Here is a 16,986-nt window from a genome sequence, read left to right as displayed (position 1 = left end):
CCGCGTAGGCTGCTCCCTCGTGAGTACGGGCACAGCACAGGCAGGGCACACCGCGGCAGCAGCCGCGGACGCGGCCTCCGACGTGGTCTGCGCGGTGCGTGACCTGGTCAAGACCTACCCCGCGGTCCGCGGCCGGCGAGGGGCCCCCGCACTGCCCGAGACCCGGGCCACCGACGGGATCTCCCTGACCGTCCGCCGCGGCGAGGTGTTCGGCCTGCTCGGGCCCAACGGCGCCGGCAAGTCCACCCTGGTCCGCCAGCTCACCGGCCTGCTGCGGCCCGACAGCGGCTCCGTGACCCTGCTCGGCCACGACCTCGTACGCCACCCCGAACGCGCGGCCCGGCTGCTCGCCTACCTGGGGCAGGAGTCCACCGCCCTCGACGAACTCACCGTCGCCCTCGCCGTCGAGACCACCGGCCGGCTGCGCGGGCTCGCACTGCGGGACGCGCGGTCCGCACGGGACGACGTACTGGAGGAACTCGGGCTGACCGGGATCGCCGGCCGGCCCCTGAAGAAGCTCTCCGGCGGCCAGCGGCGCCTCGCCTGCTTCGCCACCGCACTGGTGGGGGAGCGGCCGCTGCTGGTCCTCGACGAACCCACCACCGGCATGGACCCGGTGGCCCGACGGGCGGTGTGGGCGGCCGTGGACCGCCGTCGAGCCCGGCACGGTGCGACGGTCCTGCTCGTCACCCACAACGTCATCGAGGCCGAGACCGTCCTCGACCGGGTCGCCGTCGTCGACCACGGCAAGGTCATCGCCTGCGACACCCCGACCGGGCTCAAGGCCATGGTGTCCGACGAGGTCCGCCTCGAACTGGTCTGGCGCAACGCCCCGCCCCTGGACGTGCCCGCGGTCGCCGCGCTCGCCCCCGCCGCCGCCGAATCGGGCCGCCGCTGGGTCCTGCGGCTCCCGCAGGACGAGGCGCGCGCCGCGGTGGCCGCGGTGACGGGCGGCCCCGCCTTCGCCGCCCTCGACGATTTCACGTTGGCCACGCCGAGCCTGGAGGACGTCTACCTCGCGCTGGGTGGACGGATGAAGGGTCTGGTCAAGTCGTGACCACCGCTGTCGTTCCCGGGACGCTCGCACCCCGCGCCCGGTTCTTCCCGGCGCTCGCCGCCGTCTACCGGGCCCAACTGTCCCGCGCCCGCGTCGCCCGGATCCCGCTGCTGTTCGTGGCCACCTTCCAGTCCGTCGGCATCATGATCCTGATGCGGGGCGTCGTGGACGGGGGCTCCGAGGCGCGGGCCGTCGTCGCCGGATCCTCGGTGCTCGTCGTCGCCTTCGTCGCGCTGAACCTGCTCGCCCAGTACTTCGGGCAACTGCGGGCCGGCGGCGGACTCGACCACTACGCCACCCTGCCCGTGCCGCCCGCCTCGGTGGTGCTCGGCGCCGCGGCCGCGTACGCGTCCTTCACCCTGCCGGGGACCCTCGTCACCGCCGTCTTCGGGAGCCTGCTGTTCGGGCTGCCGATGGGCGGCCTGTGGATCCTCGCGGCGGTGGTGCCGCTGGCCGGGGCCGCGCTCGCCGGGCTCGGGGCGGCGCTCGGACTGCTCGCTCCGCGCCAGGAGCTCGCCACGCTGGCCGGACAGCTCGGCATGTCCGCCGCACTGCTGCTGGGGGTGCTGCCGCCCGAGCGGATGCCGGACGTGATCGTGTGGGCCCGGGACCTGCTGCCCTCGACGTACGGGGTCGAGGCCTTCGCGGAAACCTTCGCCCCGCACCCCGACTGGGCGGCCGTCGTCGTCGACCTCGGGGTGTGCGCCGCCGTCGGAGTGCTGTCGCTGGCCCTCGCGACGTGGGCGTACCGCCGGGCGGCGGTCCGCTGAAGCCGGTGCCGGTCGTACCTGGCACGATGTGGGGGTGACCGAAGCCGTGACCCCGCCGCCGTCCCCGCACGACCCGCCGCACCCCCCGCCCGCGGCGGAGCGCGCGGACCGGCCCGGGCAGAACCACACCGGGCAGCACCCCGAACAGCCGAACCCGGAGCGGGCCCACCCGGAGAAGTCGGAACCGGGGCCGGTGTCGGAGCCGGACGGGCCCGGAGGGACGGCCGACGGCATCACCGCCGCGGACATCCGTGACGGCGCCGCCGTCACCCTGGTGGTCGGCGTGACCGGAGTTCTCCTCGGGCTGCTGTGGGCGTGGCTGGCGCCCCGCGCGCAGTACGTCTCCAACGGCGAGGCGGTCTTCCTGCGCGACACCGAGAGCGAGGCGCGGATCGGCGCCGACGGCACGTTCTTCCTGCTGGCCCTCGGCTTCGGCGTGCTCAGCGCCGTCGCCGTCTTCCTGTGGCGCCGGCGCGGGGGAGTCCCCCTGGTGATCGGGCTGACGCTCGGAGCCTGCTTCGCCTCACTGGCGGGATGGCGGCTGGGGCTGCTCCTCGGACCGAGCGCGAACCTGCCGGCGGCGGCCGCCGCGGCGGGCAAGGGCGTGCCGTTCGACGCCCCGCTCCAACTGCTGGCCCACGGGGTGCTGCTGGTGTGGCCCATGACGGCCGTCGCCCTGCACCTGGGCCTGACCGCCCTGGGGTCCCCGCGGGAGCCCCTCCCGGCGGAGGAGTGGGAGACCTACCCGCCGCCGCACGTCCACGTCGACCTGACGAAGGACGCCCCGCGCGACTGACGCCGGCGGTCGTCGCCCGGACCCAGACCCTGTCGTCGAACTTCCGGACGCCGTGAGGCCGCCCTCCGGGCGACGGCGGGAGTCCGACGCAAGCCCCTAGGTCCGGGCGATCGGGGCCACCACCGCGCCCGTGAGCGCCGTCAGGTCCGTCGGGGTCAGTTCGACCTCCAGGCCCCGGCGGCCGGCCGAGACGCAGACCGTCGGGTGGGCGGTCGCCGAGGCGTCCACGACCGTGCGCAGCCGCTTGCGCTGCCCCAGCGGGGAGATCCCGCCCCGGACGTAGCCCGTGGTGCGCTCCGCGAGCGCCGGATCCGCCATCGCGGCGCGCTTGCCGCCCGACGCCGAGGCGAGCGCCTTCAGGTCCAGGGAACCCGAGACGGGCACCACCGCCACGGTGAGGACCCCGTCCACGTCCGCGACGAGGGTCTTGAAGACCCGTTCGGCGGGGACGCCGAGGGCTTCGGCGGCCTCCTCGCCGTACGAGGGGTGGGCCGGGTCGTGCTCGTAGGCGTGGGTGGTGAACTCCACGCCCGCCGCTGTGAGGGCGACGATCGCCGGGGTGCCCGCCGGACCGGCCGGCTTCTTCTTCGCCATCAGTTCGGGCTCGCCATCAGTTCGGGCTCGTCGGGGTGCGGGTGAGTTCCACCGCCGGGAGCGACGGGAGGTGCCGGATCACGGCGGTCTCCGAGCGCAGCAGTTTCAGCTCCTCGGCGAGCCGGGTCGCGGTGTCCGGGGCCTGGAGCAGGCGCTGCTTCGAGGGGATGTCCAGTACGGCGGCGGCCGCCACCAGGTACGACACCACCGACGGCTCGTCCGGCAGGTCGGGCGCGGAGGTCAGCGACCGTTCCCGGGCCCCGGCCAACCGCTTCTGGTAGCTCCGGAACGCCCGCAGCACCCCCTCGGACAGGGCGCCCGCACCGTCACCCGCGTCCTCCGCGAGCTCCTCCAGCTCCGCGACGAGGAAGGGCCCCGACGCGTCGACGGAGAGCAGCCGGACCCGGGTCGTGCCGGTGGCGAGGACCTCGAAGCTGCCGTCCTCGCGCTCCCGGATCGTCGCCGCGTCGGCGACGCAGCCGACCCGGTGGAAGGCCTGGATCGGGTCCGCGCCGAAGCCCGCCGCCGGGCCCCGTTCGGGCACGGCCGTCTGGTCGGGCAGGCCGGGGGCGGTCGGGGCCACCTCCCGGCCGTCGCGGATCGCGACGACCGCGAAGCGGCGCGGCTCGTCCTCGCCCGACTTCAGCAGTTCGCGCATCATGGCGCGATAGCGCTCCTCGAAGATGTTCAGCGGCAGCACGAGGCCCGGGAACAGTACCGAGTTCAGCGGGAAGAGGGGCAGGCGAACGGTGGTCACGAGGCACAGGGTAGTGGCCGGACGGCCGGAGCCGTCACCCCCGCCTCAGCAGCCGTGACGCGCCCGCCGCCACCGTCGTGGCCAGGATCCAGCCCAGGAGGACCAGGGCCGCCGAACCCCACTGCCAGCCGCCCGCCATCTTCCAGTGGCCCTCCTGGCCGAGGTTGATCACCGGCAGCAGGAGGTCCAGGGCGTACAGGGCGGCGTTCCAGTGCGGGTGCTCGTCCGCCTTGACCGGCTCCGGACGGTGTCCGAGGAAGAGCAGGGCCCCCGCCGCCCACAGGAGCGCCATCCACAGCGCGGCCCGGCCCGGCCGGTAGCCGTAGACCACCGTCCAGTCCTGGAGCAGGCCCCATGCCCGGGCCGCGGGCGGCAGGGTGGCCCGCCGCCGGCGCTGCTTGGCGAGCAGCACCTCGCGGGCCTCCGCGTCCTCCCCGCCGTCCCGCAGCACGGTCGCGAGCCGCTCGTACGGCTCGGGGGAGTACTCCGGAGTCGCCGCTTCCACCCAGGCGAGGCGCCGGGCGAGGGTGAAGTCGCCGCGGGGCGCGACCTTCTCGTAGACGAACCCCTCCATGGACAACCGGCCCGGTCCCGGCCAGCTCGTGTGCCGGTCGACCAGCTTGTCGACCTTCGAGCCGGAGACCACGACCCGGCCCCGTTCCGGCGCCTCCCCGACGAAACGGAACTCCGGGGTCTGGATCCGCCGCAGCGAGACCTCCTGGTCCGGCGCGAGCTCGAAGCGGGCCCCGTAGAAGTCGACGGAGTCACCGAAGCGCCCGTCGTCCAGCCGCAGCGGCCCCCGGCACTCGAAGGCCCGCCCCGGGCCGCCGTTCGTGGGCGTCCGGCTCCAGTCGTTGCCGAAGGCCGGACCGCCGTTCGCGGTGGTCAGGGCGATGGAGGTCAGGTAGAGCGTCCGCTCGACGGTCAGGGTCGGCGCGTTCAGGGCCCGCTGCCCGCCCACGGCGGTCAGCCGCGCGCCGCGCATGCTCATGGAGGCGCCGACCTTCGCCCCGCGCAGACTGACCTCGCCGTGCGTCTCCACCATGTCGGCGTGCAGGTCCTGCGCCACCGAGATCCCGTCGGCCGAGATCGCCAGGCCCCGGTGGTCGGCGCGCACGACGGCCCGGCCGACCAGCAGGTCCGTCCCGATCTGCGCGTCGGTCAGCCGGATGCCGCGCGCCACCCGCGAGGCCACCAGGTGAAGGTCCCCCTCCGTGTGCAGCCGGGCCGCCTCCAGCCGGGGTATCGCGCAGTTGTGGAGCCGCAGCGTGCCGCAGCGCGTTTCGGACAGCCGGACGTCGTCGTCGAAGCGGCACGAGCGGATCTCGACGTACGGGGCGACCGTGCCGCCCGACAGGTCCAGCCGCCCGGTGATCCGCGCCCCGCGCAGCTTCAGGCAACCCACCCGGCCCGGCACCGGAGCGGGACCGGCCAGCAGCAGCAGGGCCACCACCTCGGCCCGCACCGACCGCTCGGGTCCCCACGGCGACCCGTCGTGCGGCGCTTCCGGCCCCTCCGCGGGCGGCCGGAGGTCACAGACCGTGCCGCCGCGGAAGGTCTCCCACATGTCCCGCTCGGCCTCGGTCAGGTCCCCCGGCGGTGCGTCCGTCATCACTTCGGTCATGGCAGCCCCCCGCCTGTCACGTGCGCGTACGCCCACGCTATGCGGCGCCTGTGACATCCGGGGCGCGTATCAGCCAGTGATACGGGCGAACGGTCGCGGGAGACGGTCTGAGAGAATTGGGACGTGATCTCTCGTATCGACCTGCGCGGTGACACCCTCCCCGAGGGTGGCGCCCTGCGCGATCTGCTGCCCCGTGCCGAGTTCGACGTCGAAGCCGCCCTGGAAAAGGTGCGGCCCATCTGCGAAGACGTCCATCATCGTGGCACGGCGGCGCTGATCGAGTTCGCGCAGAAGTTCGACGGCGTCGAACTCTCGCAGGTCCGGGTGCCCGCGGAGGCCATCACGGCCGCCCTGGAGCAGCTGGATCCGGCCGTCCGCGCCGCCCTGGAGGAGTCGATCCGGCGCGCCCGGATCGTGCACCGCAACCAGCGCCGCACCGAGCACACCACCCAGGTGGTCCCCGGCGGCACCGTGACCGAGAAGTGGGTTCCGGTCGAGCGCGTGGGGCTGTACGCCCCGGGCGGCCGCTCCGTCTACCCGTCCTCCGTCGTGATGAACGTCGTCCCGGCCCAGGAGGCGGGCGTCGAGTCGATCGCGCTGGCCTCCCCGCCGCAGCGCGAGTTCGACGGGCTGCCGCACCCCACCATCCTCGCGGCGTGCGCGCTGCTCGGCGTGGACGAGGTGTACGCGGTCGGAGGTGCCCAGGCCGTCGCGATGTTCGCGTACGGAACCACCGGACCGGACGGCTGCCCGCCGGCCAACATGGTGACCGGCCCCGGCAACATCTGGGTCGCCGCCGCCAAGCGGTACTTCACCGGGAAGATCGGCATCGACACCGAGGCCGGCCCCACCGAGATCGCCGTCCTCGCGGACGCCACGGCCGACCCGGTCCACGTCGCGGCCGATCTGATCAGCCAGGCCGAGCACGACCCGCTCGCCGCGGCCGTCCTCGTCACGGACTCCGCCGAGCTCGCGGACGCCGTCGAGAAGGAACTGGAACCGCAGGTCGCGGCCACAAAGCACGTCGAGGACCGGATCAAGCCGGCCCTCGCGGGCAGGCAGTCCGCGATCGTCCTCGTCGACAGCCTGGAGGACGGCCTCAAGGTCGTCGACGCGTACGGCGCCGAGCACCTGGAGATCCAGACCGCCGACGCCGCCGCCCGGGCCGCCCGGGTGCGCAACGCCGGCGCGATCTTCGTCGGCCCGTGGTCCCCGGTCTCCCTGGGCGACTACTGCGCGGGCTCCAACCACGTGCTGCCCACCGGCGGCTGCGCCTGCCACTCCTCCGGCCTGTCCGTGCAGTCCTTCCTGCGCGGCATCCACATCGTCGACTACACGCGCGACGCCCTCGCCGAGGTCGCCCACCACGTGGTGACGCTCGCCGAGGCCGAGGACCTGCCCGCGCACGGGGCCGCTCTGAAGGCCCGCTTCGGATGGAAGGTTCCCCAGCAGTGACCGCGGACATCGGAATCGACGACCTCCCCATCCGGGACGAACTCCGCGGCAAGACCCCGTACGGCGCCCCGCAGCTCGACGTGCCCGTCCAGCTGAACACCAACGAGAACCCGTACGAGCTCCCCGCCGAACTCGTCGCCCGGATCGCCGAACGGGTGGCCGACGCCGCCCGCACCCTCAACCGCTACCCGGACCGGGACGCCGTCGAGCTGCGCACCGAACTCGCCGCCTACCTCACCCGTACCGGCAAGCACCCCGTGGCGCGGGAGAACGTCTGGGCCGCCAACGGCTCCAACGAGGTCCTCCAGCAGCTGCTGCAGACCTTCGGCGGGCCCGGCCGCACCGCGATCGGCTTCGAGCCCTCGTACTCGATGCACGCGCTGATCGCCCGCGGCACCGGCACGCAGTGGATCTCCGGCCCGCGCCGCGAGGACTTCACCATCGACGTCACGGCGGCGGAATCGGCGATCGCCGAGAACGCCCCCGACGTCGTCTTCATCACCTCGCCCAACAACCCCACGGGCACCGCCGTCGCCGCGGAGACCGTCCTCGCGCTCTACGAGGCCGCCCAGGCGGCCAAGCCGTCCCTCGTCGTCGTCGACGAGGCGTACGTGGAGTTCAGCCACCGGGACTCGCTGCTGCCCCTCATCGAGGGCCGCCCCAACCTGGTGGTCTCCCGGACCATGTCCAAGGCCTTCGGCGCCGCGGGCCTGCGCCTGGGCTACCTGGCCGCGCACCCCGCCGTGGTGGACGCCGTCCAACTGGTGCGCCTGCCGTACCACCTGTCGGCCGTCACCCAGGCGACCGCGCTGGCCGCCCTGGAGCACACCGACACCCTGCTCGGCTACGTCGAGCAGCTCAAGGCCGAACGGGACCGCCTCGTCGACGAGCTGCGGGCCCTCGGCCACGAGGTCACCGACTCCGACGCGAACTTCGTCCAGTTCGGGCGGTTCGAGGATTCCCACACCGCCTGGCAGAAGATCCTCGACCAGGGCGTCCTGGTCCGGGACAACGGCGTACCGGGATGGCTGCGGGTCACCGCCGGCACCCCGGCAGAGAACGACGCGTTCCTGGAAGCGGTTCGCGCACTGAAGAAGGAGCAGCAGGCATGAGCCGCATCGGACGGGTCGAACGGACCACGAAGGAGACCTCGGTCCTCGTCGAGATAAACCTCGACGGCACGGGCAAGGTCGACGTGTCGACCGGCGTGGGCTTCTACGACCACATGCTCGACCAGCTCGGCCGCCACGGCCTCTTCGACCTCACCGTCAAGACCGAGGGCGACCTGCACATCGACAGCCACCACACCATCGAGGACAGCGCCCTCGCGCTGGGCGCCGCCTTCAAGCAGGCCCTCGGCGACAAGGTCGGCATCTACCGCTTCGGCAACTGCACGGTCCCGCTGGACGAGTCCCTCGCCCAGGTGACCGTCGACCTGTCCGGCCGCCCGTACCTCGTGCACACCGAGCCCGAGAACATGGCGCCGATGATCGGCACGTACGACACGACGATGACCCGGCACATCTTCGAGTCCTTCGTCGCGCAGGCCCAGATCGCCCTGCACATCCACGTCCCGTACGGCCGCAACGCCCACCACATCGTGGAGTGCCAGTTCAAGGCCCTCGCCCGGGCCCTGCGCTACGCCGCCGAGTTCGACCCGCGCGCCGCCGGCATCCTGCCCTCCACGAAGGGCGCCCTCTAGCCGTGAACGGCCTCAACACCATCCTGATCGTCGTCGGCCTCTTCCTGGCCGGCGGCGTCTACTCCTTCCAGAAGCAGAAGATGCCGCTGTCGCTCATCATCCTGCTCACCATCGGCTCCGTGATGTGCCTGGCCGCCGGAGTCCTGCGGATCCAGGGAATTTGGGAGTGAGCCCGGTGACCCCCACCAAGAAGGTCGTCGTCTTCGACTACGGCTTCGGCAACGTCCGTTCCGCGGAACGCGCCCTCGCGCGCGTCGGCGCGGACGTCGAGATCACCCGCGACTACGACGAGGCGATGGACGCCGACGGCCTCCTCGTGCCCGGCGTCGGCGCCTTCTCCGCCTGCATGCAGGGACTCAAGGACGCCCGCGGCGACTGGATCATCGGCCGCCGGCTCTCCGGCGGCCGCCCCGTCATGGGCATCTGCGTCGGCATGCAGATCCTCTTCGAGCGCGGCATCGAGCACGGCGTGGAGACCGAGGGCCTCGACGAGTGGCCCGGCACGGTCGGCCCGCTCAAGGCCCCCGTCGTCCCCCACATGGGCTGGAACACCGTCGACGCCCCCGCCGACAGCCAGGCCTTCGCGGGACTCGACGCCGACGCCCGCTTCTACTTCGTGCACTCCTACGCCGCGCACGACTGGAGCCTGGAAGTCACCAACCCGCTGATCCGCGCCCCCAAGGTCACCTGGGCCACCCACGGCGAACGCTTCGTCGCGGCCGTGGAGAACGGGGCCCTGTGGGCCACCCAGTTCCACCCCGAGAAGTCCGGCGACACCGGTGCCCAGCTCCTCACCAACTGGATCGAGACCCTGTGATGACCGCACCCACCCTCGAACTCCTCCCCGCGGTCGACGTCCGCGACGGCCAGGCCGTACGCCTCGTCCACGGCGTCTCCGGCAGCGAGACCTCCTACGGCTCCCCGCTGGAGGCCGCCCTCGCATGGCAGCGCTCCGGCGCCGAATGGCTCCACCTCGTCGACCTGGACGCCGCGTTCGGCACCGGTGACAACCGCGCCCTCGTCGCCGAGATCACCGGCGCCATGGACATCAAGGTCGAGCTGTCCGGCGGCATCCGCGACGACGCCTCGCTCGCAGCGGCCCTGGCCACCGGCTGCACCCGCGTCAACCTCGGCACCGCGGCCCTGGAGACCCCCGAGTGGGCCGCCAAGGCCATCGCCGACCACGGCGACCGCATCGCCGTCGGCCTCGACGTCCGCGGCACCACCCTCAAGGGCCGCGGCTGGACCAGCGAGGGCGGCGACCTCTACGAGACCCTCGCCCGCCTGGACTCCGAGGGCTGCGCCCGCTACGTCGTCACCGACATCGGCAAGGACGGCACCCTCACCGGCCCCAACCTGGAGCTGCTGCGCAACGTCTGCGCCGCCACCGACCGGCCCGTCGTGGCCTCCGGCGGCATCTCCTCCCTCGACGACCTGCGCGCGCTGTCCGAGCTCGTGCCGCTCGGCGTCGAGGGCGCGATCGTCGGCAAGGCCCTGTACGCCAAGGCCTTCACCCTGGAAGAAGCCCTGAACGTCACGAAGGCGGGCCCCGCATGAGTTCCGTACGTCGTATCTCCTCCGGCGGCCCGTACGAGGACGTCATCGCGTACTCGCGCGCCGTCCAGCTCCCGAACGGGCTCGTGCTCGTCTCCGGCTGCACCGCGGCCGACGCGGGCGGCCCGTACGACCAGGCCATCGCCGCCTTCGGCGTCGCCTTCAAGGCCCTCGCCCAGGCCGGACTCGGCCCCGAGGACGTGGTCCGCACCCGCCTGTACCTCACCCACGCCCGTGACGTGGACGAGGTGGGCCGCGCCCACAAGACGCTCTTCGACACGGTCCGCCCCGCCGCGACGATGCTCATCGTCTCCGGCTTCGTCGACCCGTCGATGGTCGTCGAGGTGGAGGTAGAGGCGTACCGGGAGCCGTCCGCATGAGCCTCGCCGTACGCGTGATCCCCTGCCTCGACGTCGACAACGGCCGCGTCGTCAAGGGCGTCAACTTCCAGAACCTGCGCGACGCGGGCGACCCCGTCGAGATGGCCAAGCTGTACGACGCCGAAGGCGCCGACGAGCTGACCTTCCTCGACATCACCGCCTCCTCCGGCAACCGCGAGACGACCTACGACGTGGTGCGCCGCACCGCCGAGCAGGTCTTCATCCCGCTGACCGTCGGCGGCGGCGTCCGTACCGCCGACGACGTGGACAAGCTGCTGCGGGCCGGAGCGGACAAGGTCGGCGTCAACACCGCCGCCATCGCCCGCCCCGAGCTCATCCAGGAGATCGCCGAACGCTTCGGCCGTCAGGTCCTGGTCCTGTCGGTCGACGCGCGCCGCACCGCCACCGGCTCCTTCGAGGTCACCACCCACGGCGGCCGCAAGGGCACCGGCATCGACGCCGTCGAATGGGCCCACCGCGCCGCCGAACTCGGCGCCGGGGAGATCCTGCTCAACTCGATGGACGCCGACGGCACCAAGGACGGCTACGACACCGAGATGATCGCCGCCGTCCGCAAGCACGTCACCGTCCCGGTGATCGCCTCCGGAGGCGCCGGCACCCTCGCGCACTTCCCGCCGGCCATCGCGGCCGGAGCCGACGCGGTGCTCGCCGCCTCGGTGTTCCACTTCGGCGACCTGCGGATCTCCGAGGTCAAGTCGTCGCTGCGCGAGGCGGGCCACCCCGTCCGCTGAGCGGCTCGCCTCCTCGGGAAAACCACCTGCCGCGTCCCGCCCGCCCCGCCTACTCTGGTCCAGACCAGTCGAGGAGGGGGTGCGGTGGGCGCGGCAGCCGTGTTGCGTGACGGGAACGTCCTGCGGTGGCTCGGGGCGTACGCGGCCTCCCTCATCGGGGACGGCATCTACTTCCTCGCCCTCGGCTGGGCCGCCGCGCAGACCGCCGGACCCGGCGAGGTCGGCCTGGTCATGGCCGCCGGAGCGGTGCCCCGCGCCCTGCTCATGCTGGGCGGCGGGGTCGTCGCCGACCGGTTCGGGCCGCGCCTCGTCGTCCTCTCCTCCGACGCCGTCCGGTGCGCGGTGATCCTCGCCCTCGCGGCGGTCGTCGCCCTCACCTCGCCCGGCCTGTGGCTCCTGGTCGTCGTGGCCCTCGTGTTCGGGCTGGTCGACGCCCTGTTCATGCCCGCCGTCGGCGCGCTGCCGCCGCGGATCGCCGAGCCCGGGCACCTCGTACGCGTCCAGGGCCTGCGGAGCCTCGCCGAACGCGTCGGCCACACCGCCGGGCCGCCGGCCGCGGGCCTCGCCATGGGCCTGGGCGGCCCCGCGACGGCCTTCGCGGTGGCCGCCGCCCTGTTCGCGGCGTCGCTCCTCCTCCTGCTCACGGTCCGCATCTCCCCCCTCCCGGGGGCGGGGGCGCCGGGGGACGCCGCGCGGGATGCCCGCGCCGGGGCTCGGGCGCGGGGCAGCGGGAGTGGCGCCTGGCAGCAGCTGCGCTCAGGGCTGGCGTACATCCGGCGGCACGGGCTGATAGGGCCCCTCGTCCTCTCCGGTGCGCTCAGCCAACTCGGCACCTCGGCCCCGCTCACCCTCGGGCTGATCCTGCTCGCCGGGGAACGCGGCTGGGGCGCCGGCGGGGTCGGCTGGGTCGTCGGCTCCCTCGGCGCGGGAGCCGCCGCCAGTGCCCTGCTGCTCACCCTGATCCCGCGCTTCCCCCGCGCCGGGGCGTGGCAGAACGCCACCCTGATCGCCGGCTCCGCCGGCATCGGGGCCCTGGCCCTGGCGCCGACCCTCACCTCGGCGGTGGCGCTGGCGCTGGTCACCGGGCTCGTCTGCGGGATCTGCGGAGGGCTGGCCGTCGCCCTGATCCAGACCGCCACCGACCCCTCCTATCTGGGCCGGGTCAGCTCCGTCATGGCCTTCACGGCGGTGGGGCTGGCCCCGCTGGCCTACCCCGTCTTCGGGCTGGCGGCCGAGCTCTGGGGGATCACCCCGGTGTTCCTCGCCGGCGGCGCGCTGAGCATGGCGGGAGCGGCCGTAGGCACCTGGGCCCCCGCGGTCCGCCGAGCGGAACTCTCCCTGACCTGACCGTTTCGGCCCCGCCGGTCCTCCCGGGACCCCGCGCCAATCGCCGGCGGGGCTGGATGTGCGGCGGGGTCGGGTTTGCTGCCGGGGTTCGGCTTGCGGAGCCGTGCGGGTACAGGCCCCTGGGGCTCCGCCCCGGACCCCGCGCCTCAAACGCCGGCGAGGCTGAATGGTGCGGCGGGACTGATGGTGCGGCGGGATTCGGTGTGCGGCGAGGCTGGATATGAGGCGGGGGCCGGAACGGGGCGGTGTGCCGTAGGTCGGGGTCGGGGACGGGGTGGGGTGTCGTCCGGGACCAAAACGTGATTTGTTGGCGCGCGGTACCGCCCGGCGAATCCCGCTCGGACAGGGCGCCATAAATCATGCCCGTCCCGGACGACACCCCACCCCGGCACCGGCCCCGACCCACCCACAGCCGCCCCGCACCCGCACGCCCCGACCCCACCCGCAGCCACCCCACACCCACACCCGCACCCGCACGGCCCCGACCCCACCCGCAGCAGCCCCCCGCACCGCCCCACCATCACACCCCCCCCGACCGGCCAGGTCAGAGGCCCAGGCGGGCCTCCGTCAAGCGGGCCACCGCTTCCTTCGGGCCGTCGAGTTCCACCGCGGCAGCGGCCTGGCGGCCGAAGCAGAACAGTGTCAGTTCCCCCGGCTCCCCGGTGACCGTCACCACCGGGGTGCCCTTGTGCGCCACCGACGTCTGACCGTTCGGGCGGCGCAGGACGAGCCCGACGGGGGACTTGCGTCCCGTGAGCCGGGCCAGGCGCTCCAGGCGCGACCACAGGACGTCCGAGAACACCGGATCGAGCTCCCGCGGCGACCAGTCCGGCTGAGCGCGCCGGACGTCCTCCGCGTGGACGTAGAACTCCACCGCGTTCGCCGCCTCGTCGATCTGCTTCAGCGCGTACACCGACATCCTCGGCGGCCCGGTCCGGATCAGTTGGAGGAGTTCCTCGTACGGCTTGGCGGCGTACTCCTCCATGACCTTGTCCAGCCGCGCCTTGAGGGCGTTCAGCAGCAGACCCCCCGCCGCGTCCGGCCGCCGTTCCCGGACGACCACGTGCGCGGCCAGCTCCCGCGTCCGCCAGCCGTCGCACAGCGTCGGCGCCTCCGGTCCCGCGGCTTCCAACAGGTCGGCCAGGAGCAGTCGTTCACGCTTCGCATGGGTAGACATGGCGGCAAGCCTACGGCTGGAAGCAGCCCCTCGCCCGCTCATCAGCTGGACAGTGATCCGTAACCGCCGCCCCGACCCGGCACAATGGCCCACATGAGTACGTCCTCCCTCGATCCCGCCGTCGCCGCCCGCCTCAAGCGCTCCGCGGACGGTCTGGTACCGGCCATCGCCCAGCAGTACGACACCGGTGAGGTGCTCATGCTCGGCTGGATGGACGACGAGGCCCTGCACCGCACCCTGACCACGGGACGCTGTACGTACTGGTCCCGCAGCCGCGGCGAGTACTGGGTCAAGGGGGATACTTCCGGCCACTTCCAGCACGTGAAGTCCGTCGCCCTGGACTGCGACGCCGACACCGTGCTCGTCAAGGTCGACCAGGTCGGCGCCGCCTGCCACACCGGCGCCCGCACGTGCTTCGACGCCGACGTCCTGCTCTCCGACGCCGAATAGGTAGGGTCCCACGCCATGGATCTTGAGACGTTCCGCAAACTCGCGGTGGACCGCCGCGTCATCCCCGTCAGCCGCAAGCTGCTCGCGGACGGGGACACCCCCGTAGGGCTCTACCGGAAGCTGGCGGCCGAACGCACCGGCACCTTCCTGCTGGAGTCCGCGGAGAACGGCCGGTCCTGGTCCCGGTACTCCTTCATCGGCGTGCGCAGCGACTCCACCCTCACCGTCCGGGACGGGCAGGCGCACTGGATCGGCACCCCGCCCGTCGGCGTCCCCACCGACGGCGACCCCCTCGACGCGCTGCGCGCCACCGTCGAGGCCCTGCACACCCCCCGCGACCTCGCGGCCGGCATGCCCCCCTTCACGGGCGGCATGGTGGGCTACCTCGGCTACGACATCGTGCGCCGCCTGGAACGCATCGGGGAGCACGGCCGCGACGACCTGGAGCTGCCCGAGCTGACCATGCTGCTCACCTCCGACCTGGCGGTCCTGGACCACTGGGACGGCACGGTCCAGCTCATCGCCAACGCGATCAACCACAACGACCTCGACACGGGTGTGGACGAGGCGTACGCGGACGCGGTCGCCCGGCTGGACGCGATGGAGGCGGACCTGGCCCGCCCCGCCCCCTACCTCCCCACCCCGCTGCCGGTCTCCGAGCTGCCCGAGTTCTCCGCGTTGTGGGGCGGCGAGCAGTACCAGGCCGCCGTCGAGGACATCAAGGAGCGGATCCGGGCCGGCGAGGCGTTCCAGGTGGTGCCCTCGCAGCGGTTCGAGACCCCCTGCGAGGCCTCCGCGCTGGACGTGTACCGGGTGCTGCGGGCCACGAACCCGTCGCCGTACATGTACCTCTTCCGTTTCGAGAACGGCTTCGACGTGGTCGGCTCCAGCCCCGAGGCGCTGGTGAAGGTCGAGGACGGGCGGGCCATGGTCCATCCGATCGCCGGCACCCGCCATCGCGGCGCGACCCCGCAGGAGGACAACGACCTCGCGGACGAGTTGCTGGCCGACCCCAAGGAGCGGGCCGAGCACCTGATGCTCGTCGACCTGGGCCGCAACGACCTGGGCCGGGTCTGCGAGCCGGGTTCCGTCGAGGTCGTCGACTTCATGAGCATCGAGCGCTATTCGCACGTCATGCACATCGTCTCGACGGTCACCGGACGCGTCGCCGAGGGCCGCACGGCCTTCGACGTGCTCACGGCCTGCTTCCCGGCCGGCACCCTGTCCGGGGCGCCCAAGCCGCGCGCCATGCAGATCATCGAGGAGCTGGAGCCCACCCGCCGCGGCCTGTACGGCGGATGCGTCGGCTACCTGGACTTCGCCGGCGACTCCGACACGGCCATCGCCATCCGGACCGCGCTGCTGCGCGACGGGACGGCGTACGTGCAGGCGGGCGCGGGTGTCGTCGCGGATTCGGTGCCCGAGCTGGAGGACAACGAGTGCCGCAACAAGGCGGCCGCCGTGCTCCGGGCGGTCGGAGCGGCGAACCGCCTCCACCGGGGCTGAGGCCGTAGGGGATAGTGGGGTACGTGAGTGCCGTACCCCACCCCCGCAACGAAGTCGAGGCCCCCGAGAGCAAGGCCGGCCGCCGCAGCGTGGCCGTCGCCCTGCTGCTCGGCGCGCTCGGCGCCACCGTCGTCCTGCTGGCCTCCGGCCGGGTCTGGGCCCGGGGCAGCGCCGCCGTCGGCGGCGACCGGCTCCCGCTGACCGCGGACGGGCAGGCCGTCACCGGTCTACCGGCGGCGCTGGCCATCGTCGGCCTGGCCGCCCTGGTGGCGGTGTTCGCCGTACGCGGCCGCAGTCGGCTGTTGGTGTCCGGGCTGCTCGCGCTGAGCGGTCTGGGCGCGGCCCTGGCCGCCCTGGCCGCCGCCGACGACCGCCGCACCCTGGACGACCGGGCCGCCACCGCCACGGCGGACACCGCCGCCCGGGTGGCGGAACTGAGCCATACGGTCTGGCCGTACGTCGCGGCCGGCGGCGCCGTCCTGATCCTGCTCGCCGGGCTGCTGGCCCTGCGCTTCGGTCGGACCTGGCCGGCCATGGGCGGGCGCTACGAGCGTGACGGCAGCCCCCGGACGCGCAAACCCGCCGCGGTGGACCCGGACCGGCCGGAAGACTTGTGGAAGGCTCTGGACCGCGGCGAGGACCCGACCCGCTGAAGAATCATCCCGCCCGGTGCGGGACAATGTCACCGAGCGTGCGGCACAGCACGTGCGACAGAGCAACGAGGAGCAACTCATGGCGGGCACGAGCCACGGACACACCCCGGCCGCCTGGACCGGTGTCATCATCGCCTTCATCGGTTTCTGCGTCTCCGGCGCCTTCATGGTGCTGGCGAACCCGCTCGGGTTCTGGGCGGGCCTCGTCGTCGTCGTGCTCGGCGGTGTCGTGGGCATGGCGATGCGGGCGGCGGGCATGGGCGCGCCGAAGGCCACCCACCGCGACCTCGCCGAGGTCATCGCCGCCAACCGGGTTCCCGCCAAGGTCTGAGCGCGGCACCCGTGGTCCGGCAGGGACACGGTTCGAAAGGCGCGGCCCGTCGGGCTGCGCCTTTTGTCATGACCGGCGAGA

At 73.4% G+C, this 16,986-nt stretch carries 20 protein-coding genes; 16 read left to right on the top strand and 4 right to left on the bottom strand.

The features are described 5' to 3' along the window. Positions 1-82: 82 nt before the first annotated feature. Genes NOD94_RS12780 through NOD94_RS12770 form a run of 3 tightly spaced genes read left to right on the top strand, consistent with a single transcriptional unit; the run spans position 83 to position 2,623 of the window. Positions 83-1,057 carry an ABC transporter ATP-binding protein gene (locus NOD94_RS12780; protein ID WP_281206013.1) on the top strand — a complete coding sequence of 325 codons (975 nt, stop codon included), beginning with the start codon at positions 83-85 and terminating at the stop codon, positions 1,055-1,057. Next, entirely contained in the window at positions 1,054-1,827 is a 774-nt protein-coding gene (locus NOD94_RS12775) for an ABC transporter permease (RefSeq protein ID WP_281205981.1), read from the top strand. The genes NOD94_RS12780 and NOD94_RS12775 overlap by 4 nt, the downstream gene beginning before the upstream one ends. Before the next feature lie 34 nt (positions 1,828-1,861). Next, complete coding sequence (locus NOD94_RS12770; protein WP_281205980.1) at positions 1,862-2,623, top strand: hypothetical protein; 762 nt, start codon at positions 1,862-1,864, stop codon at positions 2,621-2,623. A 96-nt stretch (positions 2,624-2,719) separates the two neighbouring features. On the opposite strand, the gene ybaK is transcribed toward NOD94_RS12770, so the two are convergent. The 3 genes from ybaK to NOD94_RS12755 are packed head-to-tail and all read right to left on the bottom strand — an operon-like array spanning position 2,720 to position 5,598. After that, positions 2,720-3,217 (bottom strand): Cys-tRNA(Pro) deacylase, encoded by a 498-nt coding sequence (gene ybaK / locus NOD94_RS12765; RefSeq protein ID WP_281205979.1) that lies wholly within the window; start codon positions 3,215-3,217, stop codon positions 2,720-2,722. 16 nt (positions 3,218-3,233) lie between these two features. Continuing rightward, entirely contained in the window at positions 3,234-3,974 is a 741-nt protein-coding gene (locus NOD94_RS12760; RefSeq protein WP_281205978.1) for an LON peptidase substrate-binding domain-containing protein, read from the bottom strand. 34 nt (positions 3,975-4,008) lie between these two features. After that, on the bottom strand, positions 4,009-5,598 hold the full coding sequence (locus NOD94_RS12755; protein WP_281205977.1) for an oxidoreductase: 1,590 nt from the start codon (positions 5,596-5,598) through the stop codon (positions 4,009-4,011). A gap of 123 nt (positions 5,599-5,721) precedes the next feature. On the opposite strand from NOD94_RS12755, the gene hisD reads away from it, so the two are divergent. From hisD to NOD94_RS12710, 9 genes are all read left to right on the top strand, one after another. Beyond that, positions 5,722-7,053: a histidinol dehydrogenase gene (gene hisD, locus NOD94_RS12750; RefSeq protein WP_281205976.1), complete on the top strand. Its 1,332-nt coding sequence runs from the start codon at positions 5,722-5,724 to the stop codon at positions 7,051-7,053. After that, positions 7,050-8,165 carry a histidinol-phosphate transaminase gene (locus NOD94_RS12745; protein WP_281205975.1) on the top strand — a complete coding sequence of 372 codons (1,116 nt, stop codon included), beginning with the start codon at positions 7,050-7,052 and terminating at the stop codon, positions 8,163-8,165. The genes hisD and NOD94_RS12745 overlap by 4 nt, the downstream gene beginning before the upstream one ends. Continuing rightward, positions 8,162-8,755 carry an imidazoleglycerol-phosphate dehydratase HisB gene (hisB, locus tag NOD94_RS12740; protein ID WP_031148346.1) on the top strand — a complete coding sequence of 198 codons (594 nt, stop codon included), beginning with the start codon at positions 8,162-8,164 and terminating at the stop codon, positions 8,753-8,755. Before NOD94_RS12745 ends, hisB begins: the two co-directional genes overlap by 4 nt. Before the next feature lie 2 nt (positions 8,756-8,757). Further along, positions 8,758-8,925 carry a hypothetical protein gene (locus NOD94_RS12735; protein ID WP_281205974.1) on the top strand — a complete coding sequence of 56 codons (168 nt, stop codon included), beginning with the start codon at positions 8,758-8,760 and terminating at the stop codon, positions 8,923-8,925. A gap of 5 nt (positions 8,926-8,930) precedes the next feature. After that, positions 8,931-9,572 (top strand): imidazole glycerol phosphate synthase subunit HisH, encoded by a 642-nt coding sequence (gene hisH / locus NOD94_RS12730; protein ID WP_281206012.1) that lies wholly within the window; start codon positions 8,931-8,933, stop codon positions 9,570-9,572. Further along, positions 9,572-10,312 (top strand): bifunctional 1-(5-phosphoribosyl)-5-((5-phosphoribosylamino)methylideneamino)imidazole-4-carboxamide isomerase/phosphoribosylanthranilate isomerase PriA, encoded by a 741-nt coding sequence (gene priA / locus NOD94_RS12725; protein WP_281205973.1) that lies wholly within the window; start codon positions 9,572-9,574, stop codon positions 10,310-10,312. Before hisH ends, priA begins: the two co-directional genes overlap by 1 nt. Further along, the gene (locus NOD94_RS12720; RefSeq protein ID WP_281205971.1) at positions 10,309-10,689 is read left to right on the top strand and encodes a RidA family protein; all 381 of its coding nucleotides are present in this window, start codon (positions 10,309-10,311) and stop codon (positions 10,687-10,689) included. Before priA ends, NOD94_RS12720 begins: the two co-directional genes overlap by 4 nt. Continuing rightward, positions 10,686-11,441: an imidazole glycerol phosphate synthase subunit HisF gene (gene hisF, locus NOD94_RS12715; protein ID WP_281205970.1), complete on the top strand. Its 756-nt coding sequence runs from the start codon at positions 10,686-10,688 to the stop codon at positions 11,439-11,441. The genes NOD94_RS12720 and hisF overlap by 4 nt, the downstream gene beginning before the upstream one ends. 84 nt (positions 11,442-11,525) lie before the next feature. After that, complete coding sequence (locus NOD94_RS12710) at positions 11,526-12,788, top strand: MFS transporter (protein WP_281205969.1); 1,263 nt, start codon at positions 11,526-11,528, stop codon at positions 12,786-12,788. Positions 12,789-13,332: 544 nt separating this feature from the next. Here the strand turns inward: NOD94_RS12710 and NOD94_RS12705 are convergent. Beyond that, positions 13,333-13,965 carry a TIGR03085 family metal-binding protein gene (locus NOD94_RS12705; RefSeq protein ID WP_281205968.1) on the bottom strand — a complete coding sequence of 211 codons (633 nt, stop codon included), beginning with the start codon at positions 13,963-13,965 and terminating at the stop codon, positions 13,333-13,335. Between the two features lie 84 nt (positions 13,966-14,049). Between NOD94_RS12705 and hisI the strand changes: the two genes are divergently transcribed. From hisI to NOD94_RS12685, 4 genes are all read left to right on the top strand, one after another. Continuing rightward, on the top strand, positions 14,050-14,415 hold the full coding sequence (hisI, locus tag NOD94_RS12700; protein ID WP_281205967.1) for a phosphoribosyl-AMP cyclohydrolase: 366 nt from the start codon (positions 14,050-14,052) through the stop codon (positions 14,413-14,415). 15 nt (positions 14,416-14,430) lie between these two features. Next, positions 14,431-15,921, top strand: a complete 1,491-nt coding sequence (locus NOD94_RS12695; protein WP_281205966.1) for an anthranilate synthase component I — start codon at positions 14,431-14,433, stop codon at positions 15,919-15,921. Between the two features lie 14 nt (positions 15,922-15,935). Beyond that, positions 15,936-16,574 carry a TIGR02234 family membrane protein gene (locus tag NOD94_RS12690; protein WP_281205965.1) on the top strand — a complete coding sequence of 213 codons (639 nt, stop codon included), beginning with the start codon at positions 15,936-15,938 and terminating at the stop codon, positions 16,572-16,574. 79 nt (positions 16,575-16,653) lie between these two features. Beyond that, the gene (locus NOD94_RS12685; RefSeq protein WP_281205964.1) at positions 16,654-16,905 is read left to right on the top strand and encodes an HGxxPAAW family protein; all 252 of its coding nucleotides are present in this window, start codon (positions 16,654-16,656) and stop codon (positions 16,903-16,905) included. The last annotated feature ends 81 nt before the right edge of the window (positions 16,906-16,986 follow it).

Origin of the sequence: Streptomyces sp. Isolate_45 (assembly GCF_024721315.2) — a bacterium.
In the GTDB taxonomy this organism is placed as follows: domain Bacteria; phylum Actinomycetota; class Actinomycetes; order Streptomycetales; family Streptomycetaceae; genus Streptomyces.
This window is presented reverse-complemented; position numbering and strand designations above follow the sequence as displayed.

Coding starts and splice junctions, on each gene's coding strand:
- NOD94_RS12695 (WP_281205966.1), top strand. CDS start 14,431: ATGGATCTTGAGACGTTCCGCAAACTCGCGGTGGACCGCCGCGTCATC.
- NOD94_RS12720 (WP_281205971.1), top strand. CDS start 10,309: ATGAGTTCCGTACGTCGTATCTCCTCCGGCGGCCCGTACGAGGACGTC.
- hisF (WP_281205970.1), top strand. CDS start 10,686: ATGAGCCTCGCCGTACGCGTGATCCCCTGCCTCGACGTCGACAACGGC.
- NOD94_RS12705 (WP_281205968.1), bottom strand. CDS start 13,965: ATGTCTACCCATGCGAAGCGTGAACGACTGCTCCTGGCCGACCTGTTG.
- ybaK (WP_281205979.1), bottom strand. CDS start 3,217: ATGGCGAAGAAGAAGCCGGCCGGTCCGGCGGGCACCCCGGCGATCGTC.
- hisI (WP_281205967.1), top strand. CDS start 14,050: ATGGCCCACATGAGTACGTCCTCCCTCGATCCCGCCGTCGCCGCCCGC.
- hisB (WP_031148346.1), top strand. CDS start 8,162: ATGAGCCGCATCGGACGGGTCGAACGGACCACGAAGGAGACCTCGGTC.
- priA (WP_281205973.1), top strand. CDS start 9,572: ATGACCGCACCCACCCTCGAACTCCTCCCCGCGGTCGACGTCCGCGAC.
- NOD94_RS12755 (WP_281205977.1), bottom strand. CDS start 5,598: ATGACCGAAGTGATGACGGACGCACCGCCGGGGGACCTGACCGAGGCC.
- NOD94_RS12685 (WP_281205964.1), top strand. CDS start 16,654: ATGGCGGGCACGAGCCACGGACACACCCCGGCCGCCTGGACCGGTGTC.